This is a genomic window from Novosphingobium sp. P6W (assembly GCF_000876675.2).
Taxonomy (GTDB): domain Bacteria; phylum Pseudomonadota; class Alphaproteobacteria; order Sphingomonadales; family Sphingomonadaceae; genus Novosphingobium.
The window spans coordinates 2,774,351-2,800,719 of record NZ_CP030352.1; the positions used below are offsets into that span (position 1 = coordinate 2,774,351).

21 protein-coding genes and 1 riboswitch are annotated in these 26,369 nt (G+C 65.4%); of the genes, 12 read left to right on the forward strand and 9 right to left on the reverse strand.

The genetic code is table 11. The features are described from left to right. Positions 1-67: 67 nt before the first annotated feature. Positions 68-1,591 (reverse strand): AarF/ABC1/UbiB kinase family protein, encoded by a 1,524-nt coding sequence (locus tag TQ38_RS13310; RefSeq protein WP_052505551.1) that lies wholly within the window; start codon positions 1,589-1,591, stop codon positions 68-70. 117 nt (positions 1,592-1,708) lie between these two features. Between TQ38_RS13310 and TQ38_RS13315 the strand changes: the two genes are divergently transcribed. Together TQ38_RS13315 and TQ38_RS30595 are read left to right on the forward strand one after the other, a co-directional pair. Beyond that, complete coding sequence (locus tag TQ38_RS13315) at positions 1,709-2,278, forward strand: septal ring lytic transglycosylase RlpA family protein (RefSeq protein WP_043971034.1); 570 nt, start codon at positions 1,709-1,711, stop codon at positions 2,276-2,278. A gap of 71 nt (positions 2,279-2,349) precedes the next feature. Next, positions 2,350-2,508: a hypothetical protein gene (locus TQ38_RS30595; RefSeq protein ID WP_205316033.1), complete on the forward strand. Its 159-nt coding sequence runs from the start codon at positions 2,350-2,352 to the stop codon at positions 2,506-2,508. 23 nt (positions 2,509-2,531) lie between these two features. Here TQ38_RS30595 and TQ38_RS13320 read toward each other — a convergent pair whose 3' ends face one another. The 4 genes from TQ38_RS13320 to TQ38_RS13335 all read right to left on the reverse strand — a co-directional run bounded on the left by TQ38_RS13320 (position 2,532) and on the right by TQ38_RS13335 (position 7,100). Beyond that, the gene (locus tag TQ38_RS13320) at positions 2,532-3,278 is read right to left on the reverse strand and encodes an ABC transporter ATP-binding protein (RefSeq protein ID WP_043971036.1); all 747 of its coding nucleotides are present in this window, start codon (positions 3,276-3,278) and stop codon (positions 2,532-2,534) included. Further along, the gene (locus TQ38_RS13325; protein WP_043971038.1) at positions 3,275-4,240 is read right to left on the reverse strand and encodes an iron ABC transporter permease; all 966 of its coding nucleotides are present in this window, start codon (positions 4,238-4,240) and stop codon (positions 3,275-3,277) included. The genes TQ38_RS13320 and TQ38_RS13325 overlap by 4 nt, the downstream gene beginning before the upstream one ends. Further along, complete coding sequence (locus TQ38_RS13330) at positions 4,237-5,076, reverse strand: ABC transporter substrate-binding protein (RefSeq protein WP_082057519.1); 840 nt, start codon at positions 5,074-5,076, stop codon at positions 4,237-4,239. Before TQ38_RS13330 ends, TQ38_RS13325 begins: the two co-directional genes overlap by 4 nt. A gap of 152 nt (positions 5,077-5,228) precedes the next feature. After that, on the reverse strand, positions 5,229-7,100 hold the full coding sequence (locus tag TQ38_RS13335) for a TonB-dependent siderophore receptor (RefSeq protein ID WP_043971039.1): 1,872 nt from the start codon (positions 7,098-7,100) through the stop codon (positions 5,229-5,231). Positions 7,101-7,206: 106 nt separating this feature from the next. After that, positions 7,207-7,412: riboswitch (cobalamin riboswitch) on the reverse strand. A 181-nt stretch (positions 7,413-7,593) separates the two neighbouring features. On the opposite strand from TQ38_RS13335, the gene TQ38_RS13340 reads away from it, so the two are divergent. From TQ38_RS13340 to TQ38_RS13380, 9 genes are all read left to right on the forward strand, one after another. Continuing rightward, positions 7,594-8,793: a cell wall hydrolase gene (locus TQ38_RS13340; RefSeq protein WP_240197892.1), complete on the forward strand. Its 1,200-nt coding sequence runs from the start codon at positions 7,594-7,596 to the stop codon at positions 8,791-8,793. Positions 8,794-8,966: 173 nt separating this feature from the next. Next, positions 8,967-9,329, forward strand: a complete 363-nt coding sequence (locus tag TQ38_RS13345; RefSeq protein WP_043971043.1) for a hypothetical protein — start codon at positions 8,967-8,969, stop codon at positions 9,327-9,329. 414 nt (positions 9,330-9,743) lie between these two features. Further along, positions 9,744-10,706 (forward strand): malate dehydrogenase, encoded by a 963-nt coding sequence (gene mdh, locus TQ38_RS13350; RefSeq protein WP_043971045.1) that lies wholly within the window; start codon positions 9,744-9,746, stop codon positions 10,704-10,706. 126 nt (positions 10,707-10,832) lie between these two features. Next, entirely contained in the window at positions 10,833-11,723 is an 891-nt protein-coding gene (gene sucD / locus TQ38_RS13355) for a succinate--CoA ligase subunit alpha (protein WP_043971047.1), read from the forward strand. A gap of 196 nt (positions 11,724-11,919) precedes the next feature. Continuing rightward, positions 11,920-14,769 (forward strand): 2-oxoglutarate dehydrogenase E1 component, encoded by a 2,850-nt coding sequence (locus TQ38_RS13360; protein ID WP_043971048.1) that lies wholly within the window; start codon positions 11,920-11,922, stop codon positions 14,767-14,769. Between the two features lie 8 nt (positions 14,770-14,777). Then, positions 14,778-16,013 carry a 2-oxoglutarate dehydrogenase complex dihydrolipoyllysine-residue succinyltransferase gene (odhB, locus tag TQ38_RS13365; protein ID WP_043971049.1) on the forward strand — a complete coding sequence of 412 codons (1,236 nt, stop codon included), beginning with the start codon at positions 14,778-14,780 and terminating at the stop codon, positions 16,011-16,013. Between the two features lie 135 nt (positions 16,014-16,148). After that, positions 16,149-17,546, forward strand: a complete 1,398-nt coding sequence (gene lpdA, locus TQ38_RS13370) for a dihydrolipoyl dehydrogenase (protein ID WP_043971051.1) — start codon at positions 16,149-16,151, stop codon at positions 17,544-17,546. Between the two features lie 128 nt (positions 17,547-17,674). Further along, positions 17,675-19,147: a DUF4403 family protein gene (locus TQ38_RS13375; RefSeq protein ID WP_240197893.1), complete on the forward strand. Its 1,473-nt coding sequence runs from the start codon at positions 17,675-17,677 to the stop codon at positions 19,145-19,147. Between the two features lie 86 nt (positions 19,148-19,233). After that, entirely contained in the window at positions 19,234-20,196 is a 963-nt protein-coding gene (locus TQ38_RS13380; RefSeq protein ID WP_043971053.1) for a zinc-binding alcohol dehydrogenase family protein, read from the forward strand. Between the two features lie 143 nt (positions 20,197-20,339). Here TQ38_RS13380 and TQ38_RS13385 read toward each other — a convergent pair whose 3' ends face one another. Continuing rightward, positions 20,340-22,040 carry a DNA mismatch repair protein MutT gene (locus TQ38_RS13385; protein ID WP_043971055.1) on the reverse strand — a complete coding sequence of 567 codons (1,701 nt, stop codon included), beginning with the start codon at positions 22,038-22,040 and terminating at the stop codon, positions 20,340-20,342. Positions 22,041-22,171: 131 nt separating this feature from the next. On the opposite strand from TQ38_RS13385, the gene TQ38_RS13390 reads away from it, so the two are divergent. Then, complete coding sequence (locus tag TQ38_RS13390; RefSeq protein WP_043971057.1) at positions 22,172-22,792, forward strand: trimeric intracellular cation channel family protein; 621 nt, start codon at positions 22,172-22,174, stop codon at positions 22,790-22,792. Between the two features lie 20 nt (positions 22,793-22,812). On the opposite strand, the gene TQ38_RS13395 is transcribed toward TQ38_RS13390, so the two are convergent. From TQ38_RS13395 to rplQ, 3 genes are all read right to left on the reverse strand, one after another. Then, positions 22,813-23,394 carry a hypothetical protein gene (locus TQ38_RS13395; protein WP_205316034.1) on the reverse strand — a complete coding sequence of 194 codons (582 nt, stop codon included), beginning with the start codon at positions 23,392-23,394 and terminating at the stop codon, positions 22,813-22,815. 96 nt (positions 23,395-23,490) lie between these two features. Next, on the reverse strand, positions 23,491-25,683 hold the full coding sequence (locus tag TQ38_RS13400) for a prolyl oligopeptidase family protein (protein ID WP_043971059.1): 2,193 nt from the start codon (positions 25,681-25,683) through the stop codon (positions 23,491-23,493). A 143-nt stretch (positions 25,684-25,826) separates the two neighbouring features. Next, positions 25,827-26,249, reverse strand: coding sequence for a 50S ribosomal protein L17 (gene rplQ, locus TQ38_RS13405; RefSeq protein ID WP_043971061.1), 423 nt, complete (start codon positions 26,247-26,249; stop codon positions 25,827-25,829). Positions 26,250-26,369: the final 120 nt, after the last annotated feature.

The window sequence follows — 26,369 nt, forward strand, 5'->3', positions numbered from 1 at the left end:
AGCGCCAACACCCGATGACCGCTACCACCCTTCATTTCAGCTATTCCTGCGCAGCCGCAGGCGTTCCTCACAAAAGCCCCGCGACCACGCCCAGCAGCGCGTGGACCACGACCGCGCCTGCCACCAGCGCCCCGGCATAGCGAATCGCCTGCCCCTGCCCTGTCTCCGGCCTGACCTCCTCCGCCTTTTCCAGCCGCGCGGTGGCGGCGCGCATCAGGCGGGGTGCGTCGGCAGAGAGGCGGGAGAGCTCCAGCAGCACCGCTTCCAGCCGGTCCGGCGACGCGAGGCGGGTCAAGCGCGAGGCGACAAGTCGGCCTCGCAGCGCCGTCAGCGCCTGCGACAGATCAAAGTCCGGGGCGATGCCGGAAAGCACGCCGTCCATCGTTACCATCGCCTTGAAGATCAGCACCAGGTCCGGCGGCAGCACCAGCCCTTCCTTGCGCAGCAGCGGGAAAAAATCCGCGACCATGGAATTGAGCACCAGCGCCCCGGTGCCATGGCGAGCGACGAGGCGTTCGGCGGCCGTAAGCAGCCTTTCGCGCGGGACTTCGCCCGCTTGCGACCACAGACCCAGCATGTCAGCGACGCCGCCGGGGTCGTTGCCGCGCAGGGACAGGATGAAGGTGAGGAATTCGTGCTGGCGGCGAGGCGATACGAAACCGACCGAGCCGAGATCAAGCAAGGCCAGGCGGTCACCCTCGCCCGGCGCCGAGGCCGGCAGGCAAAGCAGGTTGCCGGGGTGCGGGTCGGCGTGGAAACGGCCATTGACCAGCACCATTTCGAGCACCAGCTGCGCGCCGAGGTCCGCGATCGAGGCGGGGTCTATGCCTTTCTCCCGCAGCAGCGATGGATCGCGCGGCGGCACGCCTGCCACGAAGTCCATCACCAGCACACCTTCGCTGGTGTGCGCCCAGTCGATCCGGGGCACCACCACGCGCTTCAACGGGGCGAGGTCGGCGCGCAGGAGGTCGGCGTTGCGGCCCTCGTTGGTAAAATCGAGTTCGTCGAGGATTTCGCGGCCCAACTGCTCGATGATCGCGCTCGGCATCATGCGGCGGACGCCGGCGCTGCGCGCCTCGGCCAGTGCAGCGAGGTGGCGCAGCAGGCGCAGGTCCGCTTCCATACGCGGACGGATGCCGGGGCGCCGGATCTTCACCGCCACTTCCGTCCCGTCATGCAGGACGGCGCGGTGGACCTGCGCGATCGAAGCGGCGGCGAGGGGCTGCGTATCGAAGCGCGCAAAGGCGGTTTCGGGCGGTTCGCCCAGCGCCGCCTCGACGGCCGGACGAAGCTCCTCGAACGGGAGACGCGGGGCATCGCTTTGCAGCTGTTCGAAGGCGGCGATCCACTCGTCCGGCAGCAGGTCGCGACGGGTGGCGAGGATCTGGCCCAACTTCACATAAGTCGGCCCCAGCGCCTCCAGCGCGCGGCGGGTGCGGGTGGGAAGGTCGGCGTCCTCATGCGCCTCGCCGCCCAGGCCCAACCGGGCGAGCAGCGATTCCAGGCCGAAACGGGCGATCACTGCACTCACTTCAGCCATGCGCGCACGGTCGCGCGCGGCCACGGTCATCGTCTGCAGGATCGTCGGCATGGTAGCTCCTTGGGTTGGGAGGGGAAACCGGCCGGATGGGCGCCCGGTTCCGCCGCGCTTGTGGAAAGGCCGTGTGCGCGCGTTGGTCTGCGCTTGCACCGCGCCTAGGCTGGGCAAATGGTTTTCCTGCGAAACGCGCTCGCCCTTGCACTTGTCGCCGCGCTGGCGGCCTGCGGCGGCGGGGTCAGATACCGGCCGATCAGCGACGTGCCGGTGCGCATCGGGCCGTCCTACAAAATCCGCGGAACCACTTATACGCCCGCCGCGCAGCCGGACTACGACATGCTGGGCTATGCGACCTGGTATGGCAGCGAAAGCGGCAACCAGGTCGCCAATGGCGAGCGTTTCCGGCCGGGCTGGGTTACCGCTGCGCACAAGACGCTGCCCTTGCCCTCCTATGTGGAAGTCACCGCGCTGGACACCGGCAGGCGCATCGTGGTGCGGGTGAACGATCGCGGGCCCTATGGCGATCAGGCGCGCATCCTCGACCTGTCGAAAGGTGCGGCAGAGCTGCTCGGCGTGCGCGCCATCGGCAAGGCGGCGGTGCGCGTCCGCGTTGTCGAGCCATCCGAGAAGGACCGCGCCGCCCTGCGAAAGGGCAAGCCCGCCCGCGAACTACCGACCGTCTCGGCCCGCACATTGACCAGCTTGCAGGATCAGTTCTCGCGCGGTGTGGGTCAGCGCTGAAGATATTGCGCATCGTCCATGCGGGAACTGCACGGCGCCTTCACGCGTTACCCTACCGAGAGGAAAAACACATGAACATCGGAGCCGAAATCCCTTTCCGCCGCAGCCGCTTCGCTCGGGCAACGGGATCGCTGATCCTCGATCACCAGCGCGAGGAGAACCTGCGCGAGAGCGAGAAGAACCAGGAAACGATGCGCGTCTGGAAAAAAGGCCGCTTTCTTCCCGGCTGATGTCAGTTGATGCGGCGTAGCCTTTAACCCAGAGACAACGCCCGCATCCCGCGCTCACCGAGCCAGCCTGCCTTGCAGCGCCATACTTGCTCGATCACCTCCGATCGTAGCGCGTGGGCCGGCTCGCCGTCTGCTGCCAGCCGCCCTTGGTCGAGGACGATCACGCGGTCGGCGAAGTTCATCGCAGTCGCCAGATCGTGAAGAACCAGCACCACGCCCCGGCCCCTGCAGCCCTGCTCGCGAAAGCGGCGCATCAGCGCGATGGCGTGACGCAGGTCCAGATTGGCCAGTGGTTCGTCGGCCAACAGCCAAGCCGGACGGGTCGCCAGCACCCTAGCCATCAACGCCCGCGCCCGTTCACCACCTGAAAGGCGAGAAACGCGGCGATCGCGCAGCGCGCTCAGGTCCATCGCCGCAATGGCTTCTTGTATGGCGTCCCTTCCCGCCTGCGCCCCGGCATCGCCCCAAGGCAGCCGGCCAAGTGAGACGAGTACCTCGACACTCACGTCCCAGGCGATTTCGGGCGACTGCGGCAGGTATCCGATGCACTGCGCACGCTCCTGAGCGGGAACGTTGCGCATCAGCCGCCCGCCCAGCGTCACCAGCCCGCCATCCGCCGCGACCAGGCCGCCAAGGCACGAAAGCAGCGTGGATTTTCCCGCGCCGTTCGGCCCGCATATCGCTGTCACCTCACCCTCGTGAAGCGACAGGGTAAGATCGGTGAGCCGGTCGGCAAGGCTCAGAGCCACGCAGCCTAGTGTGGCGGTCATGCCAGCCCCCGGCGCATGTCGAGCAGCAATTTGAGGAAAAATGGAGCGCCCAGCAGGCTCAGCGCGATGCCCAGCCGCAATTCGCCCCCGCTGAGAGGCAGCATCCGGCACAGGCAATCGGCGGCCAGCAGCAGCAGCGCGCCCGCAAGTGCGCTGGGCACCATCAGCGAGGACGGCCGCCGGTCAGTTAGCGGCCGCACCAGATGCGGCACCATCAGGCCGACGAAACCTATCACGCCCGCGACTGCCACCGCCGCGCCGACCGCAAGCCCAACGCCCACGATCATCCGCGCCTGCAAGCGTCCTGGCTCCAACCCCAGCGAGCGCGCAGCCGCCTCTCCCAGCGTCAGCGCATCCAGCCCGCGCCCGGCAGAAATCAACACACCCACCCCCGCCAAGGTCAGCGGGGCGGCTATCCCCACTTCGCGCCAAGACCGGTCGGCCAGCGCGCCCATCAGCCAGGTTACGATCTCGCTCATCGCGAACGGCGTAGGCGAAAGGCTGATCGCAAGGCTGGTCAACGCGCCCGCAAGGCTGGCGATCATCAGGCCCGCCATGGTGAACAGGGCCACCCCGCCTTCCCGCCCTGCGATCAGTGCGAGAAGCGCCATCGCCCCGCCCGCGCCGACAAGCGCAAAGACCGGCAGCAGCCAGACCGAAGCCGCATAGCCGGTCCAGAAACTCAGCACCGCGCCCAGCGCAGCGCCGGGCGCGATGCCGAAAAGGCCCGGATCGGCGAGCGGGTTGCGCAGATACCCCTGCATCGCTGCCCCGGAAACACCTAGCCCCGCCCCGATGACCAAAGCCAGCGCGGCGCGCGGCAGGCGCAATTCGAACAGGATCAACGCGGCATTGCGCGTAGTCGGTGCGATGGGATCGATCCACACCTGCCCCGCCAGCAGCGAAAGCGGCACGGCGACGACAAGCGCGGCGACGAGGATTAGGATCAGTCGGCGGTTCATGGGCGGGCCCTGGAAGCGGTCGATGGGATATCCAATTCCCGGCGCACCTGCACCAGCCGGGCCAGCGCACGCGGGATGGTCGGGCCGCCGCACCACAGCAGCGAACGGTCGAGCGGCGCGCGGGTCATTCCCTTGACCTGCGCGAGGGCAGGATGGCGCAGCATGCGGTCCTCTTCGGCCGCGGGCGAGCCTACAGTGAAGATCACGCGCGGCGGATTCGCCAGCACACGCTCGAGCGGCAGAAAGTCCGCCTGACCAAGCCCCCGCGCGGCAGCGGCATTGGCGAAGCCCGAGCGGCGCATAAGGTCGACGATCAGCGTATTGTCTCCCGCAACGATGCCGCCCGATTCCCACAGCAGCGCCGGGACGGGCGGTGTGCCGGCGGCCGGCGCGGCGTAGAAAAGTGCGGTTTCTATGCGGCCGACCAGCGCTTCGCCCACCGAACGGTTGCCGGCCAGCGCCGCCAGACTGCGTACTTGCGCCAGGGATCCGGCGACGTCGGAGGGGATCGGCTCCAGCACTACGCGCATGCCCATATCGCGCAGGGCCTGCACCGTCATGGGCGCCATGAAGCTGCTGGCCACCACCACGTCAGGGGCCAAGGCAGCGATTTCCTCGACGGTGCCCGAAGTGTCACCGAACCGTGCCGCTTCCGCAATGTCCATCGAGGTCGCGGAAGGATCGTGGCTGTAATGCGAAATCGCAAGCAGCTGCCCCGGCGATGCGACTTGCGCCAGTACCGCATCGGTGCAGGGGTTCAGCGAAACGATCCGGGGATGACCCGTATCGGCGATCGGAACGTCATTTCCGCAACCCGAGAGCGCGAGAAGCGACATCAGGACCAGTACGCGCGGTGCCCGCCTGCTCCGCTTTTCATCACCCCCGCGCGGCCGGGCATGACAGCCTCTTTGAGCAATTTGCGTGAACAGCAGCCCCTCCCTCGCGGAAGGGCCTGGCCCGGCCGGCGATGTCGCGACCGGGCGCCTGGTCACATCTTCACGCGGACGCCGGCATAGGCCGAGCGGCCCGGCGTGCCGTAAGTGCGCACCACTTCGTAATGTTCGTCGAACAGGTTCTCGATCCGGCCATAGACCTCGACGTTCTGCGTCACCGCGAAGGCACCGCGCAGGCCGACGACAACGTTACCGCCGACGTACTGGCTGTTGGACGCGTCATCATAGCGGCCGCCGCCGACGCGCAGGTCTGCGCCCAGCTTCAGACCCACGTCCCAAGCCTTGTCGAGGCTGGCGTAGAGGTTGGTCTTCGGGCGGCGCGCAAGCTGCGCGCCGGTCAGCTCGTTGGTGGCATCGAGATATGTCGCGGCAAGGTTGACGTCGAAACCCTGCCAGTTCGCTACCTGCATACCCAGTTCCACGCCTTGCGCCCGCGCGCGGCCGACGTTGTAGTAATTGAACTGGGTCAGGTCGTAATCGATGAGGTTCTTCGTCTTGCGATCGAAATAGGTCAGCGTGAAGCGGCCCATGCCGCCCGCGAAGGGCTGTTCGATCCCGGCGTCCCAGCTTTTGGAAGTCTCTGCGTCAAGGGCGCGGAACCCGGCATTGGTGTAGAGTTGGTAGAGCGAGGGCGCCTTGAAACCCTCGCCGTAGCTGGCGCGCAGGACGGGGGCTTCGTCACCCGAACCGATCACCCAGGCGCCGTTGGCCGCCAGGGTGGTCTTGTGGCCGAAGTCCTCATGATCGTCATAGCGCAGGCCGCCATTGAGCGTCAGGCCTGCCAGTGGGCGCAGCGTCAGGTTGCCGTAATAGCTGTCGATCGAGGTATCGTCGTTCGAACCATAATTGTCCGAGAACTTCTGCTTTTCCGTCTCCGCGCCCAGTTGCACGCTGGCCATCTCGACCGGCGCGAACACTACCTGCCCCTCGAAGCGCTCGGTGCGGCCCTTGGTCTGGTAGGGGCCGAACACGGCGTCGTCGGAAATGCGCTTGGTATCGTTGATGCCGTAGCCCACGCGGGCCGAAAGGCGGTCGTCGAGACCGGAGTAGCGAAAATTCGCATAGCCCAGCGTATCGCGCTTGAGGCCCACGTTCAGCGCATCGGCCCCGGTGTTGTCGTAGTCGTAATTGGCCTTGGTGTAGAAGCCCCCCGCATCGACCGAAAGGCCCTGCGCCAGCTCGACCTCGGCGCGCGCATTGGCGCTTTTGCTCTCGAAGCCGTCCTTTTCGGTGGCGCCCCGATCCTCGTTGAAAGCCGAGAAGCCATCACCCTTCAGCCAGTTGCCGCCCAGCGTCAGGCCTACCGGGCCGACAAGGCCAGCCGCCGATGCGCTCACCTGCCTGCGGTCGCGCCAGCCGTATTCGGCCTGCGCGCGCGCGGTCCACTGTTCGGTGGGGCGGGCGGTGATGAAGTTGACGACACCGCCGATGGCGCGGCTGCCCCACAGCACGCCCGACGATCCGCGCACGACCTCGACGCGGTCGAACTGGCCGATGGTGAGTGCGCCGAAATCGAAGCCTCCGCCCACGTCGCCCGGATCGTTGATACGCACGCCGTCGATCAGGACAAGGCTCTGCGCGTTTTCGGCGCCGCGAATGAACACGCTGGAAGGCTGGCCAAAACCGCCCGACTGAACGGTCGACACACCGGGGATGCGGGCCAGAACGTCGGTCGCGGTGGTCGCCTGGGTGCGCTCGATCTCGGCGCGGGTGACGACGGTTACCGACTGGCCGATCTGCGTGAGGGGCGTTGGCTGGCGAGTGGCGGTGACGACGATACTCGATGTAGAAACCCGCTGGCCGGGCTGATGGAATGCGTCAGCAGCCTGATACTCATTGTCCACGTCCTGCGCCATTGCAGGCGCGCTGACGGCAAACGCCGAACCGATCAGAAACATGTACTTCATTGTTTTCCTCCGAACCTTGAACGTTTTCGCCGTTCTTGGCGGAGGCCCCGCGCGCCCTTCCTCATGGCACGCGAATGCTCGCTGCACCCGGAACACCCCGTCCGGATACGGAACGACCGTCTTGGGCAGGTCTCCTGGCTCCCGGATCATCGCCCGCCCCCGCCTTCCCAGCGCGCTCCTCTTCAGGAACGGCGGCCAGTGGCGCGTGTGGAGACAGGCTCTCCGGTCACAGTTGCGGGGGCAGCGCCGGCAGTTTCGGCCGGCTTCCCTCTTAGGCCCGTATGTGCGGGCACCCATGACGTAGCCGCGCCGATAAGGCCGCGCCGCGCCCTTGGCAAGCACGTGTCTCCGCGATGAATTCTTAAGCTCTTAAGCGTAAAGACACAGCCTGTACCGCAACGGGACGGCGACGAATGTCGGGATGCGCCAACCGGAATTGTCGGTAAGGCCCGGTGCTGCAGAATTGCGCCTCCTTGTTGGATTGAGGATTCGAGTGCTTCCACCCCTTGCCCCTTTCGCATCTGACGCTGCTCCGGCGGCCATGGGCGGATTCCTGGCAGAGGGAGCGTTTGAACGCCCGCGTGATTTCTCCGGCCAGTACTCAAGGCGTGCCCGCGGCATCGGTCGACACCCGATCAAGCTGAGGCGGCGCTGGACGCTGGGCGTCGCCGTATTCGCCGCCGTGGCACTGCCCGCCTTCGCCGAACCCAACGGGCTGGGCGGCGGATGGGACCGCTTCTCCATCGCCGATGCCGGGACGCAGGAAACTTCAGTCCTGCCCATGCCCTTCGAGCAATCGGGCGCAAGCTTCCCCGGCTCGGCCTTCTACTACCTCGACACCGACGCTGCCCCCCTGCGCGTAGGCGAAGGCATCCGCTCGGACGCCGACGACACCGTTTCCGGCCCTACCCTCGGCGCCGGCCCAACCGCGCGGGCGCTGCGCATCGACAACTCCGGCGTGGACCGGAGCCGCGCGCTTCAGTGCCTGACAGCCGCGATCTATTATGAAGCCGCAAGCGAACCCGACGCCGGGCAGCGCGCCGTGGCCCAGGTCGTCCTGAACCGTGTCGCTCATCCGGCCTATCCAAAGACCGTTTGCGGCGTCGTCTACGAAGGCTCGGAACGGCCGACCGGCTGCCAGTTCTCATTCACCTGCGACGGTGCGCTTGCCCGCCGCCCGCAGTCCATGTTCTGGGACCGCGCCGAGAACGTCGCGCGCCAGGCGCTGTCGGGCTATGTCTACACTCCGGTGGGCCTCGCCACGCATTATCACACGGTCCAGGTCAGTCCCTATTGGGCGCCTAGCCTCAATTACCTCGGCACCATCGGCGCCCACCGGTTCTACAGCATGCGCGGCGCCGCCGGAGCCCCGGCCACGTTCCGCTACGCCTATTTCGGCGGCGAACCGATGGCCGCACCCCACCGCCATGACGACAGTTCCGGCTCAGCAGCGGCCGCCGCCGCGCTCGACCCGCTGGCAGTGCAACGCGCCTTCGGCCTGACTGCCGAGCCCGCTGCAATGAAGCAATCCCCTGCCCCGCAGATTGCCCCCACCGCAGCCCCCGCCTATTCCTCGCAAGTCGAGGAACGCGGCGGCGACGCGCTCTACCGCGCGCAGAACCTGCCGGGCTCGCAAGGCATCAAGGCGGAATACGCGAACTCGGGCCGCTGGATCGCCAACCCCGGCAATTGAGCCGTCAATTTGCAATGCGATTGATAATCAATCGATTGCAAAGGATTAGCCAAGGGAATGCCCCTAAGGGCAATGATCAAGGTTTCGGAAACCAAGTCCTCTCATGATGGATTAGCGCCTGATCGGCTAGAATGGGCGCAAGCAACGACCACAAGACAAAAGGCCTACAGCACATGACCATCCGTTTTTCCGCCGCCTGGGGCGGGACTACTCCGGCCATTGCGCGATCCTTGTGCCTCGGCGCTCCTCTCGGCGCGGTCAACGATAATACCCCCCGCAGTCGGCCGGTGCTGCGCACCGTATCCAGCGACATGGCGAGCGCTGCCGAAGCGGCCTCGGCCGAGAGCGACGCCGCACTGGCCGCCGCGCTGATGCATTTCGCCCGCCACGGCCTTTCCGCCGCCACCCGTGCTCGCACCGAAGCCGAGACCGCCCATGCTTCGGGCGATGTCAGCGCCAGCGCGCACTGGCTTGAGATTTGCCGGCAGCTGGATCGCCGTATGGCAGCCGCCGCGACGCGCCGCCTTCAGGCCTGACGCGCCAACGAAGGAGCGGGGCTCCGCTCCTTCCCACCGCCTCCGCCAAACACATCCGCGACCGCCCGGATCAGGCCTTCGACGAATCGCACCCCGGGGGGCTTGCTCCGCGCTGCGCGATGGTCGACACCTTGCCTGCAAGACTCCGCAATCACCAAACTGCCCCTTTGCAAGATTGCCAGAAGGTGTCTGAAGTGCCCATTTCCTGGCATTTCCACGCACTATTGCAATTGCGAACTATTATCAGATAAAAGTGCGACGATCCCGTTGAGATCGCCCTTTGGCGGTTGCAATGTGCCACACAGGGGCGTAGTGCGCGCCTTGCAAACCCGGCGCCTGCCTTCTGCGGGATTGAATGCAGGCCGCTTTTGAAGTCCGTCAAAATCCCGCCATTGGGAAGGACACGCACGGATCATGGCTCGTAAGAAGATTGCCCTTATCGGCGCAGGCAACATTGGCGGCACGCTCGCCCACCTCGCCGCGCAGAAGGAACTGGGCGATATCGTCCTGTTCGACATTGCCGAGGGCATTCCCCAGGGCAAGGCGCTCGACCTGTCGCAGTGCGGCCCGGTTGAAGGCTTCGATGCCTCCATCACCGGCACCAACGACTACGCCGACATTGCCGGCGCGGACGTCGTCATCGTCACCGCAGGCGTGCCCCGCAAGGCCGGCATGAGCCGCGACGACCTGCTGCAGATCAACCTCAAGGTCATGAAGGCCGTGGGCGAAGGCCTGAAGCAGTACGCACCCGACGCGTTCGTCATCTGCATCACCAACCCGCTCGACGCGATGGTCTGGGCGCTGCGCGAATTCTCGGGCCTGCCCGCGAACAAGGTCGTCGGCATGGCCGGCGTTCTCGACTCGGCACGTTTCTCGACTTTCCTCGCCTGGGAATTCGGCGTTTCGATCCGTGACGTGAACACGTTCGTGCTCGGCGGCCACGGCGACACCATGGTGCCGGTCGTGCAGTACTCGACCGTCAACGGCATCCCCGTGCCCGATCTCATCAAGATGGGTCTCACCACCCAGGAGAAGATCGACGCGATCGTGCAGCGCACCCGTTCGGGCGGCGGCGAGATCGTCGGCCTGCTCAAGACCGGTTCCGCCTTCTACGCTCCGGCAGCTTCGGCAATCTCGATGGCCGAAGCCTACCTCAACGACCAGAAGCGCATCCTGCCCGTCGCCGCCTATGTCGACGGCCAGTACGGCGTTGACGGCCTCTACGTTGGCGTGCCGGCAATGATCGGTGCCGATGGCATCGAGAAGGTCATCGAAATCGAGCTGGACGAAGAAGCCAAGGGCAACTTCCAGGTCTCGGTCGACGCGGTCAAGGAACTGCTGGTGGCCTGCAAGGCCATCGACGGCAGCCTCGCCTAAAAATCTCACCGGCCCGCGCGGTTTGGCCCTGTCAAAGTGGCCAGTATCGCGCGGGCTGAATAGTTTCTTGAAAAAGCGGCAGGCCACGGCCGTCAGCATTTTCACGACCAGGAACAGGAAAAACCGATGTCGATCCTTATTGACAAGAATACCAAGGTCATCACGCAGGGCATGACCGGCGCGACCGGCACCTTCCACACCGAGCAGGCGCTGGCTTACGGCACGCAGATGGTTGGCGGCGTCACCCCCGGCAAGGGCGGCACGACCCACATCGGCCTGCCCAACTTCAACACCGTCGCCGAAGCCAAGGCTTCGACCGGTGCGACCGCATCGTGCATCTACGTTCCGCCGCCGTTTGCTGCCGACTCGATCCTCGAGGCGATCGACGCCGAGATGGAACTGATCGTCTGCATCACTGAAGGGATCCCCGTTCTCGACATGGTTCGCGTCAAGCGCGCGCTTTCGGGTTCGAAGTCGCGCCTCATCGGCCCGAACTGCCCCGGCGTCCTGACCCCCGGCGAGTGCAAGATCGGCATCATGCCCGGTTCGATCTTCTCCAAGGGTTCGGTCGGCGTTGTGTCACGTTCAGGCACGCTCACCTATGAAGCGGTCTTCCAGACCACCAACGCTGGCCTGGGCCAGACCACCGCAGTCGGCATCGGCGGCGACCCGGTCAACGGCACCAACTTCATCGACGTCCTGGAACTGTTCCTGGCCGACGAAGCCACCCAGTCGATCATCATGATCGGCGAAATCGGCGGTTCGGCTGAAGAAGAAGCGGCGCAGTTCCTCAAGGACGAAGCCAAGCGCGGCCGCAAGAAGCCCATGGCAGGCTTCATCGCCGGCCGCACGGCGCCTCCGGGCCGCCGCATGGGTCACGCTGGCGCCATTGTTTCGGGCGGCCAGGGCGGCGCCGAAGACAAAATCGCAGCCATGGAAGAAGCCGGCATCAAGGTGTCGTCCTCGCCGTCGCTGCTGGGTGAAACCCTTGTGGAACGCCTCAAGGAACTCGCCTGATTTAATACGCCCGGCAGCGACCTGGTTCTTCGGAACTTCGCCGCTGCCGGGTGCTTACCATGACGCGCCGGGGCATTTCGGTCCCTCGCGCCACTACCGAGCGGCATTTCGGCCCTCCTCCCCGGGAACCGTCAGCGCCGCGAACACACAGACAACGCCGGGACACCTGTGTCCGGCGTGGCGATAGGTGATTCCTATGGGCGACGAGAGTTTCGAATTCACCCCCGACATGGCGCTGGAAGAGCCCCAGGCCGGTCCCAGCTGGCAGCGCGGCAACTGGCCGCTCGTCGGCGGTGACGCCGAGGACGACTGGACGCAGGGCCTCGACCCCACGGTTCTGAAGGCAGAAGTCGTCAAGGCGGCTGCCAAGGACGGCGGCAAGGTCGATCAGGCCAGCATCGATCAGGCAGCGGACGATGCGTTCCGCGCCATGACGCTGATCCGCACCTACCGGGTGCGCGGTCACCTTGCAGCGGACCTCGATCCGCTTGGCCTGAACCAGCGCAAGCTGCCTGCCGACCTGACCCCGGAATACCACGGCTTCACCGGCGCCGCGCAGGACCGCAAGGTCTATGTCGGCGGCACCCTAGGCCTGCAGTGGGCAACCGTGCGCGAGATCGTGCAGATCCTGCGCGCCAACTACTGCGGCAAGGTCGGCCTGGAATACATGCACATCTCCGATGTCGAAGAACGCCGTTTCCTCCAGGAGCGCATGGAAGGCGCCAACAAGGAAATCGAATTCACGCCAGAAGGCAAGAAGGCGATCCTTGCAGCCGTCGTCCGCGGCGAGCAGTACGAGAAGTTCCTCGGCAAGAAGTACGTCGGCACCAAGCGCTTCGGCCTGGACGGCGGCGAATCGATGATCCCCGCACTCGAAGCCGTCATCAAGTATGGCGGCCAGCTCGGCGTGAAGGAAATCGTCTACGGCATGGCCCACCGCGGCCGCCTGAACGTCCTCGCGAACGTCCTTGCCAAGCCTTACAAGGTCATCTTCCACGAATTCTCGGGCGGCACCGCCAACCCCGAGGACGTCGGCGGCTCGGGCGACGTGAAGTACCACCTCGGTACTTCGGCTGACCGTGAGTTCGACGGCGTCAAGGTTCACATGAGCCTGATGCCCAACCCCTCGCACCTCGAAACGGTCGACCCGGTCGTGCTCGGCAAGGTCCGCGCCTATCAGGTGATCGCGGACGATATCGGCGACGATGTCGGCCCGAACGCGAAGCACAACCAGGTCCTCCCCGTGCTGATCCACGGCGATGCGGCCTTCGCCGGCCAGGGCATCATCTGGGAATGCTTCGGCCTTTCCGGCGTGAAGGGCTACAACACCGGCGGCTGCCTGCACTTCATCATCAACAACCAGATCGGCTTCACGACAAGCCCGCAGTTCGCGCGCAATTCGCCGTATCCCTCGGACGTCGCCAAGGGCGTCCAGGCACCGATCCTGCACGTCAACGGCGATGACCCGGCAGCAGTGACGTTCGCCTGCAAGCTGGCGATCGACTACCGCCAGACCTTCAAGCGCGACATCGTGATCGACATGTGGTGCTATCGCCGCTTCGGCCACAACGAAGGCGACGAGCCTGGCTTCACGCAGCCGCTGATGTACGCCAAGATCCGCCAGCACCCCCCGGTCAGCAAGATCTACAGCGACAAGCTGAAGGCCGAAGGCGTGATCGACGATGCGTTCCTCGGCCAGACCGAAGATGCCTTCACCGCGCATCTGGAAGAGCAGTTCGAGGCCGCCAAGACCTACAAGTCCAACCGGGCCGACTGGTTCGCAGGTCAGTGGAGCGGCTTCCACAAGCCCGCCGATCCCGAGACTGCGCGCCGCAACGTCGACACCAAGGTCGAACCCAAGCTGTTCGAAAGCCTGGGCCGCGTGCTGACCACCGTTCCTGCGGACCTCACCGTCCACAAGACGCTGGCCCGCGTGCTTGCTGCCAAGGAAGAGATGTTCAAGTCGGGCGAAGGCTTCGACTGGGCCACGGCGGAGGCGCTCGCCTTCGGCAGCCTCGTCTCCGAAGGTTACGGCGTGCGCCTGTCCGGTCAGGACTGCGGACGCGGCACCTTCAGCCAGCGCCACGCCGTCTGGACCGACCAGACCGACGAACACAAGTACACGCCCCTCACCACGCTGCCCCACGGCCGCTTCGAGGTGCTGGACTCCACCCTGTCGGAATATGGCGTACTCGGTTTCGAGTACGGCTACGCCAGCGCCGACCCCAAGACCATGGTCCTGTGGGAAGGCCAGTTCGGCGATTTCGCCAACGGTGCGCAGATCATCATCGACCAGTACATCGCCTCGGCCGAATCCAAGTGGCTGCGCGCGAACGGCCTGGTCCTGCTGCTGCCGCACGGCTACGAAGGCCAGGGTCCGGAGCACTCCTCGGCCCGTCTGGAGCGTTACCTGCAGCTCTGCGCGCAGGACAACATCCAGGTCTGTAACATCACCAGCCCGGCGAACTACTTCCACGTCCTGCGCCGTCAGATGCGCCGTTCGTTCCGCAAGCCGCTCGTCATCATGACTCCCAAGTCGCTGCTGCGCCACCCGCTTGCAAAGTCGGCCGCTTCGGAATTCCTCGATGGCGAATTCAAGCGCATCCTGTCCGATCCCAACCCCTCGGCAGACGCGGACACCAAGAAGGTCATCCTTTGCTCGGGCAAGGTCTTCTACGACCTGCTCGAAGCGCGTGACGCCGCCGAAATCACCGACACCCAGATCATTCGCATCGAGCAGCTCTACCCCTTCCCGGGCGAACCGCTGGCCAAGCGTCTTGCCAAGATGCCGAACCTCGAGGAAGTCGTCTGGTGCCAGGAAGAGCCCAAGAACAACGGTTCCTGGTTCTTCGTGGAATCGCTGGTCGAGGAAGCCGCCATCGAAGCGGGCGTTTCCGCCCCGCGTCCTCGCTATGCCGGTCGCTCCGCTTCGGCATCGCCCGCCACGGGCCTCGCCAAGCGCCACACCGCCGAACAGGCGGCGCTGGTTGCCGATGCCCTGCATCTTTCCGTTCGTTCCGAACTCCGTCGCAAGCAGAAGGCTTGAGATAAACCATGTCCACTGAAGTCAAGGTCCCCACGCTCGGCGAGTCCGTCGCCGAAGCCACCATCGGCCAGTGGCTCAAGCAGCCCGGCGAAGCCGTTGCTGCCGATGAGCCCATTGCCAGCCTCGAGACCGACAAGGTCGCCATCGACGTCATGGCGCCGCATGCCGGTGTCATGGGCCAGCACATCGCAGCCGAAGGCGACAATGTCGTCGTCGGCGCGCTGATCACCACCATCGAAGCAGGCTCGGGCGCGCCCGCTGCTGCCAAGCCTGCTGCGGCCCCCGCCGCCGCTCCGGCTGCCTCGGCTCCGGCGCCCGCGCCGACCGCTGCTCCGGCAACCGAGGAAGCCTCTGCCGGCGCTTCGGTCCTGTCGCCGGCCGTGCGCCGCGCGATCCTGGAGCACGGCATCGACCCCGCGTCGATCAAGGGCACCGGCAAGGACGGCCGCATCACCAAGGACGACGTCCTGGAAGCCGCCAAGAACAAGCCCGCCTCTGCTGCTCCGGCCGCAGCAGGCGCGCCTGCCTCGGTCCCGGCTTCGGCCCGCGGCGAAGAGCGCGTGAAGATGACGCGCTTGCGCCAGACGATCGCCAAGCGCCTGAAGTCCGCGCAGGACACCGCAGCCCTGCTCACCACCTTCAACGACGTCGACATGTCGGCCGTCATCGAAGCGCGTGACAAGTACAAGGACGTGTTCCTCAAGAAGCACGGCATCAAGCTGGGCTTCATGTCGTTCTTCGCCAAGGCATCGGTCCTGGCGCTGAAGGACATCCCGGCCGTCAACGCACAGATCGACGGCGACGAGATCGTCTACCACGACTACGTCGACATCTCGATCGCGGTCTCGGCGCCGAGCGGCCTGATGGTTCCCGTCGTCAAGGACTGCGACAAGCTGGGCTTCGCGGGCATCGAGAAGGCCATCGCGAACTTCGGCAAGAAGGCCAAGGACGGCAAGCTGACCATGGAAGACATGAAGGGCGGCACCTTCACGATCTCCAACGGCGGCGTGTTCGGCGGCCTGATGTCGACCCCGATCATCAACCCCCCGCAGTCGGCGGTGCTGGGTCTTCACCGCATCGAAGACCGCGCCGTGGTGCGTAATGGCGAAATCGTGATCCGCCCGATGATGTACATCGCGCTGTCCTACGACCACCGCCTGATCGACGGCCGCGAGGCAGTTACCGCGCTCAAGACCATCAAGGAAGCGATCGAGGATCCCACCAGGCTCCTGATCGACCTGTAAGATACGCCCAGCCCTCCCGCTCGCCCTTCGACAGGCTTAGGGTGAGCGGAGGTTGGGTACGTTCGCTTGAATAGATAAATGCGCTCAGGCTGAGCTTGTCGAAGCCCCGCCCCAGCGCGACGAAAGGCCTTACAAATGGCTGATTACGACTACGACGTCCTTGTCATCGGTGCTGGCCCCGGCGGCTATGTCGCGGCGATCCGCGCAGCCCAGCTGGGCCTGAAGACCGCTTGCGCCGAAGGGCGCGAGGCGCTGGGCGGCACCTGCCTCAACGTGGGCTGCATTCCCTCCAAGGCCCTGCTCCACGCTTCGGAATACTTCGACGCGGCAAAGAACGGTGCCATGGCGGCGATGGGCATCAAGGTGACCCCGGAGCTGGATCTCGACACCATGCAGGGCCAGCGCAAGGACGCCGTCAAGGGCCTGACTGGCGGCATCGAGTTCCTGTTCAAGAAGAACAAGGTCGACTGGCTCAAGGGCTATGCCAGCTTCAAGGATGCGCACAGCGTCGAAGTGGCCGGCAAGACCGTCACCGCCAAGAACATCGTCATCGCCACCGGATCCTCGGTCACTCCGCTGCCCGGCGTCGAAATCGATAATGCCGGCGGCGTTGTGGTGGACAGCACCGGCGCGCTTGAACTGACTTCCGTTCCCAAGAAGATGGTTGTCATCGGCGGCGGCGTGATCGGCCTGGAACTGGGTTCGGTCTGGCGCCGTCTCGGCGCGGAAGTGACTGTTGTCGAATTCCTCGACCAGCTGCTCCCCGGCATGGACGGCGAAGTCCGCAAGGAAGCCGGCAAGCTGTTCAAGAAGCAGGGCATGACGCTCAAGATGGGCACCAAGGTCACCGGCGTGACCGTGGAAGGCAAGACCGCCAAGGTCACTGTCGAGCCCGCCAAGGGCGGTGACGCCGAAGTCATCGAAGCCGACGTCGTGCTGGTATCCATCGGCCGCCGTCCCAACACCGAAGGCCTCGGCCTCGACAAGATCGGCATTGAGCTGAACAGCCGCGCGCAGATCGAGACCGACCACGACTTCGGCACCAAGGTCGACGGCGTCTGGGCGATCGGCGACGTGATCCCCGGCCCGATGCTTGCGCACAAGGCCGAGGACGAGGGTATCGCCGTGGCCGAGAACATCGCCGGCCTCACCGGCATCGTGAACCACGACGTCATCCCCGGCGTCGTCTACACCCAGCCCGAGTTCGCGGGCGTGGGCCTCACCGAGGAAGCCGCCAAGGAGCGCGGCGCGATCAAGGTCGGCAAGTTCCCGATGATGGCCAACTCGCGCGCCAAGACCAACCACGAGCCGGACGGTTTCGTGAAGGTCATCGCGGACGCCGAAACCGACCGCGTTCTGGGCGTATGGTGCATTGCCTCGGTGGCCGGCACGATGATCGCCCAGGCCGCGCAGGCGATGGAATTCGGCGCTACCAGTGAAGATATCGCCTACACCTGCCACGCACACCCGACGCACTCCGAGGCGATCAAGGAAGCGGCGATGGCGGTGACTGGCAAGCCGATCCACATGTGATCTGTCTGCGATAGAACGACGAGAAGGCCGGTGTGAAAACGCCGGCCTTTTTCGTTGGTCCCGCCTGTGGAACCTCCTGCCCCGTTCGTGGATTTATCTGCGACCACATTCCACGGGGCGTTTCACGAATGATGTTCCATCGCGCTGCATTGCTGCTTCTGGCGCCCACCCTCGCCCTTTCCGCCTGCAATCGCAGCCGCGACGATAGCCCCCCTCCCCGCGCCCATGACGCGATCAAAGTCGATCCGCAGGCCTCGCTCATTACCGTCCCGGTCCAGGCCGACCTCGGCAAGCTGGCCGCCGCGCTCGAAGATGATATCCCGCGCACGCTCTGGACCATCGACAAGCCCGACCAGACCTGCGTGCAGTCGAAAAGCGTGGACCTGGGCATTGCCACCATCAAGACCCCCAAGCTCAAATGCCGCATCGTCGGCGAAGTCCGGCGCGGGCCTCTGCGCTTTGCCGGCAAGGGCCGCGAGATCGTGCTCGACATGCCGCTCCATGCCGTCGTGCGCGCCGAGGACATCGGCGGCCTGCTCAAGCGGGAGACCGCCACTGCGGACGCCATGGCCCATGCCGTCGTCCGCCTGACGCTGGCTCAGGACTGGACCCCGCGCGGGACGGTAGACATCCGCTACGACTGGACCAACGCCCCGCATATGGAGTTCATGGGCCAGCGCATCGACTTCACGGAACAGGCAGACCGGAAACTTGCACCCGTGATCGCCCGGCTCGAGCGCGAATTGCCCGGCCAACTCGGCAAGCTGGAGGTCCGCCGCCAGGTCGAACGCGCCTGGAATTCGGCCTTCACCACGCTGGCACTCAACCGCGACAACCCGCCGGTCTGGATGCGCGTCAGCCCAACGGAATTGCAGTACGGCGGTTACGAACTCGACGGTAACAGGCTGATGCTGCGCCTCGGCGTCAAGGCTGTGACCGAAACCTTCGTAGGCAAGCGCCCGGCCGATCCGGCGCCCTCGCCCTTGCCCCCGGTGCGCCCACTGGAAACGGAGGCCGGCCGCCTGGCCTTCTTCATCCCCGTAGTCGCCGATTACCGCGAACTGGAGCCGGTGTTGATGAAGGCGCTTCGCAAGCGCGGGGCAAGGGCCTTCGAAGTGCCCGGCGTCGGACCGGTCAAGGCCGATTTCCGCAAGGCGACGATCTACGGCACCACCGGCGGACGCATTGCCGTGGGCGTCGAATTCACCGCGAGCGATGTTGCGAAGCGGGTCGGCCCGACCAAGGGCACCGTGTGGATGACCGGCATACCGACCAACACAGAAAATTCACGCAAGATCGGCTTCGAACAGTTCGCCGTCAGCGGCACCACCGACATGCGCGGCGGTGACCTTATCCTGCGTCTTGCCAACACGCCGGGCATGGCGGCCACGATCGCCGCCGCGCTCGCCCAGAACTTCGAGAACGACTACAACAAGCTGCTGGGCAAGATCGGCAACGCGATTGAGGACAAGCGCGAGGGCGACCTGCTGATCCGTGCGAAAGTCACCCGCACCCGAACGGGCCGTATCAAGGCAGCGGGCCAGGGCCTCTACTTGCCCGTCTGGGCAGACGGCACCGCCGCCATCACGGTACAAAAATAGCCCCCAACGCAGTGGCTGCCCCTTTGGCGAGTTTGCACACCCGCCGCCGCCCTGCAAAGGTCCCGCCCGAAAGCCGGGAGAGAACGATGAAGGCAGTCTGGTACAACGAAAACGGCGGCCCCGAGGTATTGCACCATGGCGAGCTGCCCGATCCCGAAGTCGGCCCGAAGACCGTGCTGATCCGCGTCGAGGTGATCTCGCTCGAAGGCGGCGATCTGCTCAACCGCGTCCACACGCCCCCGGCGCGCGTGCCCCATGTGCCGGGCTATCAGGCCGCCGGGACGGTGGTTGCGGTAGGCGCAGAAGTGACACGCTTCCGACTGGGCGACCGCGTCGTCGGGTTCAACTGGAGCGGCAGCCATGCAGCGCTATTCGCGGTGCCGGAAACCTATGCCTATCTGGTGTCCGAGGGCATGGATCTCGATATCGCCGCCGTCGTGCCGATCGCTTTCGGGACGGCTTACGACGCTTTGTTCACTTATGGCGGCCTGACGGCAGGCGAAACGGTGCTGGTACAGGGCGCAGCCGGCGGCGTCGGGCTGGCGGCGGTGCAGCTGGCCGCGCAGGCCGGTGCGATCGTGATCGGCACTGCATCCAGCCCATCACGCCTCGCGAGGATCACGCCGCTGGGGCTGACACACGGCATCGACTACCGGCAGGAGGATATCGCCGCGCGTTGCAAGGAGATAACAGGCGGCAAAGGCGTCGATCTCGTACTCGATCTGGCGGGCGGCAAGGTTAAGGATGCGCTGGTGGAAGCCCTGCGCGGTCATGGCCGCTATGCGGTGATCGGCGCGGCCGAGGGCACCTTGCCCACCTTCGGATTCTTCGAGATGATCCGCAAGGCCATGCAGGTAACCGGCATTTCCTTCGGCCGCGACATGCATACCCCGCGCGTGCATGAACTGCTGGCAGACCTGTTCGCCCGCGCCCATGCCGGCTCGTTGGTAATGCCGATCGAGCGGGAGTTTGCCCTGTCCGAAGCGATAGAAGCACACCGCTTCGTTGCAGAGGCGCACCCGTTCGGGCGGGTGGTGATACGGCCCTGAGGGTGTTGGCGATGGGGCTTCGACAAGCTCAGCCTGAGCGGAGTTGAGAAAAGTGATGCCCCATCGCAGCAAATTATCAGACCGGCCTATCGATCCGCTCAGGCTGAGCTTGTCGAAGCCCCATCGCGCAAACCGCCCCTCTCTCAGAGCGTATCAGGATAGACCGGGCGGATATCCACCGGCAACGCCGTCATCCCGGCGATCGCCAAGTCGGCCTCGGCATCCAGCTTCGCCCACTTGGCCATGAACGCCTTGGTGCCTTCATAATCGCCGGTAGCCTGCAGCATCAGCATGTCGTGGAGCAGCGCCTTCAGCCCCGCCTCCATCTTCGCGTCATCCACTACGTAGCGCTTTGCCGCCGCATCATAGATGAAGGCGCCCTGAGCACGTAGATAGGCATATTGCAACGCCGCGCCCTTACCATGCGCTTCAACCGCACCGAAGCGCACCGCACGGAAGATCCCGGTGAAGTAGGTCGCAAAAAGCTGCGGGCGCTCGGCTGCAGGAAGTTCGCCCTTCTGCATCATCAGCAGAATATTCCACACCCCGGCGACGTCGGCCTTGGCTTCCTCCAGCGCCGAGTTCTGTTCCTTCAGCGCCTTGTCGACCGTGGTCTTCTCACCGTTCACTACGATCGAGCCCGGCCCGAGGCTGTGCGACAGTTCGTGGAACAGCGTCTCGTACTGCATGTAATCCTTGGCGACATGGCGGGCCTGGTCGGCCTTCAGCACCAGCGCCGCCATGGGCTGAAGAGTGCGGTCGAACTTTGCGCCCAGCACGTTGGAGAGGATCACCTTCTTGGCGCCCTTGGCTTCGCGCACGCGCTCGTCATTGGGCAGGTTGAAAGCGATGGTCTGCGGGCCGGGCACGTTGTCGCCCCCGCCGCGCACCTGCTCCGCCACCGCAATCGGGCTTTCAAAGCCGCGCTGGAAATTCTTGTACTTGTCCTCGATCGGGAGGTTCGCCTCCATGTCCTTGAGGTACTTTTTATACTTCGCGAGCGCCGCGGACTGTTCCGGGTCCTTGAGCGTGACGAAGCTCTCGAACGAAGTCTTCGCGCCCATCAGCCGATCGGTATAAACCTCGTAAGGCCCGATAGCGACTTCGATCGGCGTGCCCGCCAGGTCCATCCAGGCCAGTTCGCTCTCATAGTAATCGTCGGAAAGGAAAGCCTTGGCCCGCAGGCCGAGGAACTTCTTGAGGCTGGCATTGCTCGTCCGTGCGGCAGCTTGTTCCAGCAGCCTGGAAGCCGGTTCCAGCCACTGCCGGTACTCGACCGAATAAGGCACCGCGATCAGCTTGGCGCCTTGGCGCCGCACGACGGTATAAGGGCTGAGCAGCGCGGCCTTCTGGTCGGGATGAGCGGCGACATAGGCTTCCAGATCGGCGCGCGTCAGGTCCACGGGATAAAAGCCCGCGCCCTCGGGCATCGGCGTGGTGCCCCAGAACGGGTGCAGGTCGGCCAGTTCGTCCCACGGGCCGAAGTTGCGCGCGAACATCTCCACGAGCAGGTCGCGGTCGGCGCGGCGGTTCATCGAGACGGCGCGCTGAACCTGCGGGTTTTGCTCATAACGCTGGCGCAGGTAAATCTCGCTCATCAGGTCGGAGGCCTTGATGAGCAGGTTCACGACATCGCGCTCCTCGGCGCTGAGGAAAGCGCTGTCGACCTCCATCGGGATCGTTGCCAGCTTGTCCTTCTGCGTCGCGAGATCGTAGCCCGACTGCGGGGCAGCTTCTTCTGCCGCAGACGCGGCGGGCACCGAGGCGACTTCGCCGGGAACCTGCGTGCAGGCCGCGCTCGCCAGCAGCAGGGCGGCAGGAGAAAGGCGTTTGAAGTTCTTCATGGGGCAGTCCGCCAAATGTCTCGGGTCGAGAAGGGATGCACAGCCTAGTGCGATGCGCGTACCGTGCAAGTGCGGCGCCTAAGCGTATTTGCGGGAGAGCCAACCCGTGCACAGCATGTTAGGAGGCCGCGATGACCCCGATCACTCCCGCCTTGCCACCTGCGCTCGATCTGTTCGGTATCGCCGTCTTCGCCCTGTCCGGCGCGCTGGCGGCGGCGCGGCTGCGGCAGACGTTCGTTACGGTGGTCTTCTTCGCGCTCATCACCGGCGTAGGCGGAGGCTCCCTGCGCGATCTCCTGATCGGCGCGCCGGTGTTCTGGGTGCACGACCCGTTCGTGGCGCCGGTCTGCATCGTCGTCGCGCTCGTTGCGTGGTTCACGCCGGTGCGCTGGTGGAACGGGGTGCTGCTGGAATGGGCGGATGCGCTGGGCCTGGCGGTCTATTCGGTGTTCGGCACGATCAAGGCGCTGTCGTGGGGCGCGCCGCTGGTAGCCGCGATCCTCATGGGAGTGGTCACCGGCTGCATCGGCGGTATCATCCGCGATGTATTGGCCGGGCAGCCTTCGATCCTGATGCGCCCGGAACTTTATGTGACGGCAGCGGCGCTGGCGGCGTGCCTTGCCGGCGCAGGCATCGCTTTCGGGCTGTCACCGGCACTGACCTGGGCGCTTGCCGTGGTTGCCGGCTTCACCTTGCGCGGCGCTGCGATCCACTGGTCGCTGGGCCTGCCCGCGCACCGGGGGGACGACTGAGCCGCCCCGCCCGCGCCGGTTCAGATCATCGCGTGGCCATCGACAGCGACGGAGCGGATATGGCCAGTATCGTCGACGCTGCAGGCATAAGGACTTCCGCCTTCGAGCCGGCCCTCGACGCTGTAACGCTCACCCATGCGGCGCACGTTCTCGACCGAATCGACACGCTTGCCGCCCTGCTCCAGTTCGGCCGAGCAGGCATCCACCGCAGCGTCGAAATTGCCGGGGCCCGCACCCGGGCCCGAACGCTGCGCGGCGCCCGAATCGTCCGGGTAATCGCGCGAACCGTAGTCAGTGCCGGCTGGCTCGTCGCCATAGCCCGGATCGCCCGCAACGGGACCGCCAGGGTAGCGATAGGGCGCAGGCTCGTCGCTGCGCGTGTCAGCGGCGGACTTCTTGCTATTGGCCGACGTTGCGATGGCCACGGCAGCGCCGCCCACCAGCAAACCGGCGAGCAGGCTACCGCCATCGACCCCGCCGCCACGATGGTGACGGTGGCGACCCCAGTCGTTGTAACCGCGTGCGAATACCGGAGTCGCGGTCATCGAAACCATGGCAAGCGCGGCCAGCGTGGCAGCGGTACGCGAACGGAAAATCTGCATCGGTGAGTGTCCAAGCCTCGGCGCGCACTGTTCGCGCCGCCTGATGTCAGGGAAATACCCGTCTCATGCTGTCGCGCGGCTGAACCGCCCTGCCGCTCACGGCGTGTTGCCCCGCTCCTCGGTGCCGGCGTGCGCGATAGTGCCCTCAGGCGGCAATTGCAGCCCGGTCCACTGCGCGACGAAGGCAAGGATGTCCGCGCCTTCTTCTATCGCCTTGTCGGTGGGCTTGCCCGATCCGTGCCCGGCCCGCGTCTCGATGCGGATAAGACGCGGCTTGCCGCCAAGGTCGGCATGCTGGAGCGCGGCGGTATACTTGAACGAATGGCCTGGCACCACGCGGTCGTCGGTATCGGCGGTGGTGACCAGGATCGCCGGATAGGCGCGCCCGCCGCGGATGTTGTGGTAAGGAGAATAGGCGCGCAGCACCCTGAAGTCGGCCTCGCGGTCAGGATGGCCATAATCGTCTACCCAGTAGCGGCCAGCAGTGAAGCGATCGAAGCGCAACATGTCCATGACACCGACCTGCGCCACGGCGGCGGCAAAAAGGTCCGGTCGCTGGTTGACCACCGCACCAACCAGCAGGCCGCCGTTGGAGCCGCCCTGGATCGCGAGGCCGTCCTTCTTGGCGATGCCTTCCTTCACCAGGTATTCGCCTGCCGCGATAAAGTCGTCGAACACGTTCTGCTTGTTCGCACCTCGTCCGGCCTCGTGCCACGCACGTCCGTACTCGCCGCCGCCGCGCAGGTTCGCCAGCGCAAAGGCTCCGCCAGCTTCGAGCCACGCCATGCGGGTTGAGGAAAAGCCCGGCGTCAAGGAAACGTCGAAGCCGCCGTAGCCATACAGCAGCGTCGGCACCGGCAACTTGGCCTTGGCCACCGCACGGCTACGCACGACGAACATCGGCACCCGCGTTCCGTCCTTCGAGGTGAAGAAGCGTTGCTCGACGACGTAGGCGCCCGGATCGTAGCACATCTTGGGCTGCGCGAAGGGCGCGGTAACCCCGGTGGCCAAGTCCATGCGGTAGATCGAGGCTGGGCAGTTGAAGCTGGTGAAGGCGTAGAACGTCTCCGGATCGCCCGGACGCCCGCGGAAACCCGAGGCCGTGCCGATGCCGCTCAGCGACAGCGTCCGCCCTGCGCTGCCGTCGAGCGCAAGTATCTCGGCATGGCTGGCGGCATCGCGCATGTAATTGAGCACGAGCTGGTCGCCGACGATCCCTGCGCGTTCCAGAATGTCCTCGCGCTCCGCGACGACCTGCGTCCACGCCGGCTTGGCCGCGTCTAGGTCGATGGCAACGAGGCGGTAGCGCAGCGCGTTCCAGTTCGTCACGTACCACAGCCGCCGACCGGCGCCTTCGACCAGCTTCCAGTCGTCGGTGAAGCCAGTGACCAGCGGGACAGCCTTCCACCCATCGCGCTTGCGGTGGGCAAGGTCGATCACCTGTACTTCATGGCGCGCGTCGGTACCGACATGGCTGGTAATCAGCGCCAGACGTCCGTCCTGCGTCACATCCGCGACATGGCCGTACTGGGGATGCTCAGGCGTCGCATAGACCAGTTCGTCCTGGTCCTGCGGCGTGCCGAGACGGTGAAAGTAGACGGCCTGTTCATAGTTGAGACCCTGAAAGGCCGCGCCTTCCTGCGGCGCCGGGAAGCGCGAGTAAAGAAATCCCTCCTCGCCCACCCAGGCGAGCCCGGTAAACTTGGCCCAGCGGACCTGATCGGTCAGCGGCTCCCCGGTCTTGACGTCAAGCACCCGCAGGATCCGCCAGTCACTGCCGCCGTCCTGGACGCTATAGAGGAGATAATTACCTTTCTGCGAAGGCTTCCAGGCATCCAGCGCGGTTGCCCCGTCGGCCGCCCAAGCATTGGGATCGAGCAGCAGGCGCGGCTTAGCGGTAAGCCCCTTGCGCACGAACAACTGGGCCTGATTCTGCAGGCCGGAATTGCGTGTATAGAAATAGCTGCCGCCCGCCTTCACCGGCAGTCCGAAGCGCTCGTAGTCCATGAGACTTCTGATGCGCTTCGCAAAGCGTCCGCGTTGGGCGAGAGTGGCAAGGTAGTCTTGCGTCACCGCATTCTCGCGCTCGACCCAGTCCGCTACCTCGGGCGCGCCGCGAACGTCGCCCTCCAGCCAACGGTAGGGATCGGCTATATCCTCGCCGAACAGAGTTTCGACGATCGGATCGCGCCGGGTCTGCGGATAGTCGATGTCCGGCATGGTTTCAGCACAGATGGGTACACCCGTGCAAAGCAGCAAGCCTCCGATCAGCGCCCGCAGGCGGTGCATTTCACGTATCCTTCCCGACCCGCGCTACTTGGCCCCCTTCTAGCATATGCAGGTGGAAGGGAAAGGCGCGTGCCAGCATGAAAAAGCGGCCGCGAACCGAAGTTCGCGACCGCTTTTTGCTAACCCGTCAGGGCCGCCGGGGCTCAGGCCTCGGCGAATTCCTCGGCATCGGCGTTCACCGGGCCAGAATCCTGACCCTTGGCGGTGACGTCACGGTCAACCAGTTCGATGATCGCCATCGGGGCAGCGTCCGAAGCGCGGATGCCGGCCTTGATGATGCGGGTGTAACCACCCTCGCGACCAGCAAAGCGCTCGGCCAGAACTTCGAACAGCTTGGCTTCCTGAGCCTCGTCCAGGATGCGCGCGTGCGCCAGACGACGGTTCGAAAGACCGCCCTTCTTGGCAAGCGTGATCAGCTTCTCGAGGTAAGGACGCAGTTCCTTGGCCTTCGGAGTGGTGGTCTTGATCTGCTCGTGCTTGATCAGCGCGGCGGCCATGTTGCGCAGCAGGGCTGTGCGGTGGCCGGACTTGCGCTGCAGCTTGCGGCCGCCCATTTTATGACGCATTTTCAATACTCCGTTCGTAAGGGGCCCGTATCAGGTAGCCCGGTCCTGGCAGCCGCTTGAGGGGGACTGCCGATACCCTGAAAAACATGATCCCGACCGAGGCCGGGATCACGCTTGAAG

Excerpts from the sequence above, each read along its gene's own strand:
- TQ38_RS13310 (WP_052505551.1), bottom strand. The coding sequence starts at position 1,591 with ATGCCGACGATCCTGCAGACGATGACCGTGGCCGCGCGCGACCGTGCG.
- TQ38_RS13315 (WP_043971034.1), top strand. The coding sequence starts at position 1,709 with ATGGTTTTCCTGCGAAACGCGCTCGCCCTTGCACTTGTCGCCGCGCTG.
- TQ38_RS30595 (WP_205316033.1), top strand. The coding sequence starts at position 2,350 with ATGAACATCGGAGCCGAAATCCCTTTCCGCCGCAGCCGCTTCGCTCGG.
- TQ38_RS13320 (WP_043971036.1), bottom strand. The coding sequence starts at position 3,278 with ATGACCGCCACACTAGGCTGCGTGGCTCTGAGCCTTGCCGACCGGCTC.
- TQ38_RS13325 (WP_043971038.1), bottom strand. The coding sequence starts at position 4,240 with ATGAACCGCCGACTGATCCTAATCCTCGTCGCCGCGCTTGTCGTCGCC.
- TQ38_RS13330 (WP_082057519.1), bottom strand. The coding sequence starts at position 5,076 with ATGTCGCTTCTCGCGCTCTCGGGTTGCGGAAATGACGTTCCGATCGCC.
- TQ38_RS13335 (WP_043971039.1), bottom strand. The coding sequence starts at position 7,100 with ATGAAGTACATGTTTCTGATCGGTTCGGCGTTTGCCGTCAGCGCGCCT.
- TQ38_RS13345 (WP_043971043.1), top strand. The coding sequence starts at position 8,967 with ATGACCATCCGTTTTTCCGCCGCCTGGGGCGGGACTACTCCGGCCATT.
- mdh (WP_043971045.1), top strand. The coding sequence starts at position 9,744 with ATGGCTCGTAAGAAGATTGCCCTTATCGGCGCAGGCAACATTGGCGGC.
- sucD (WP_043971047.1), top strand. The coding sequence starts at position 10,833 with ATGTCGATCCTTATTGACAAGAATACCAAGGTCATCACGCAGGGCATG.
- TQ38_RS13360 (WP_043971048.1), top strand. The coding sequence starts at position 11,920 with ATGGGCGACGAGAGTTTCGAATTCACCCCCGACATGGCGCTGGAAGAG.
- odhB (WP_043971049.1), top strand. The coding sequence starts at position 14,778 with ATGTCCACTGAAGTCAAGGTCCCCACGCTCGGCGAGTCCGTCGCCGAA.
- lpdA (WP_043971051.1), top strand. The coding sequence starts at position 16,149 with ATGGCTGATTACGACTACGACGTCCTTGTCATCGGTGCTGGCCCCGGC.
- TQ38_RS13375 (WP_240197893.1), top strand. The coding sequence starts at position 17,675 with ATGATGTTCCATCGCGCTGCATTGCTGCTTCTGGCGCCCACCCTCGCC.
- TQ38_RS13380 (WP_043971053.1), top strand. The coding sequence starts at position 19,234 with ATGAAGGCAGTCTGGTACAACGAAAACGGCGGCCCCGAGGTATTGCAC.
- TQ38_RS13385 (WP_043971055.1), bottom strand. The coding sequence starts at position 22,040 with ATGAAGAACTTCAAACGCCTTTCTCCTGCCGCCCTGCTGCTGGCGAGC.
- TQ38_RS13390 (WP_043971057.1), top strand. The coding sequence starts at position 22,172 with ATGACCCCGATCACTCCCGCCTTGCCACCTGCGCTCGATCTGTTCGGT.
- TQ38_RS13395 (WP_205316034.1), bottom strand. The coding sequence starts at position 23,394 with ATGCAGATTTTCCGTTCGCGTACCGCTGCCACGCTGGCCGCGCTTGCC.
- TQ38_RS13400 (WP_043971059.1), bottom strand. The coding sequence starts at position 25,683 with ATGCACCGCCTGCGGGCGCTGATCGGAGGCTTGCTGCTTTGCACGGGT.
- rplQ (WP_043971061.1), bottom strand. The coding sequence starts at position 26,249 with ATGCGTCATAAAATGGGCGGCCGCAAGCTGCAGCGCAAGTCCGGCCAC.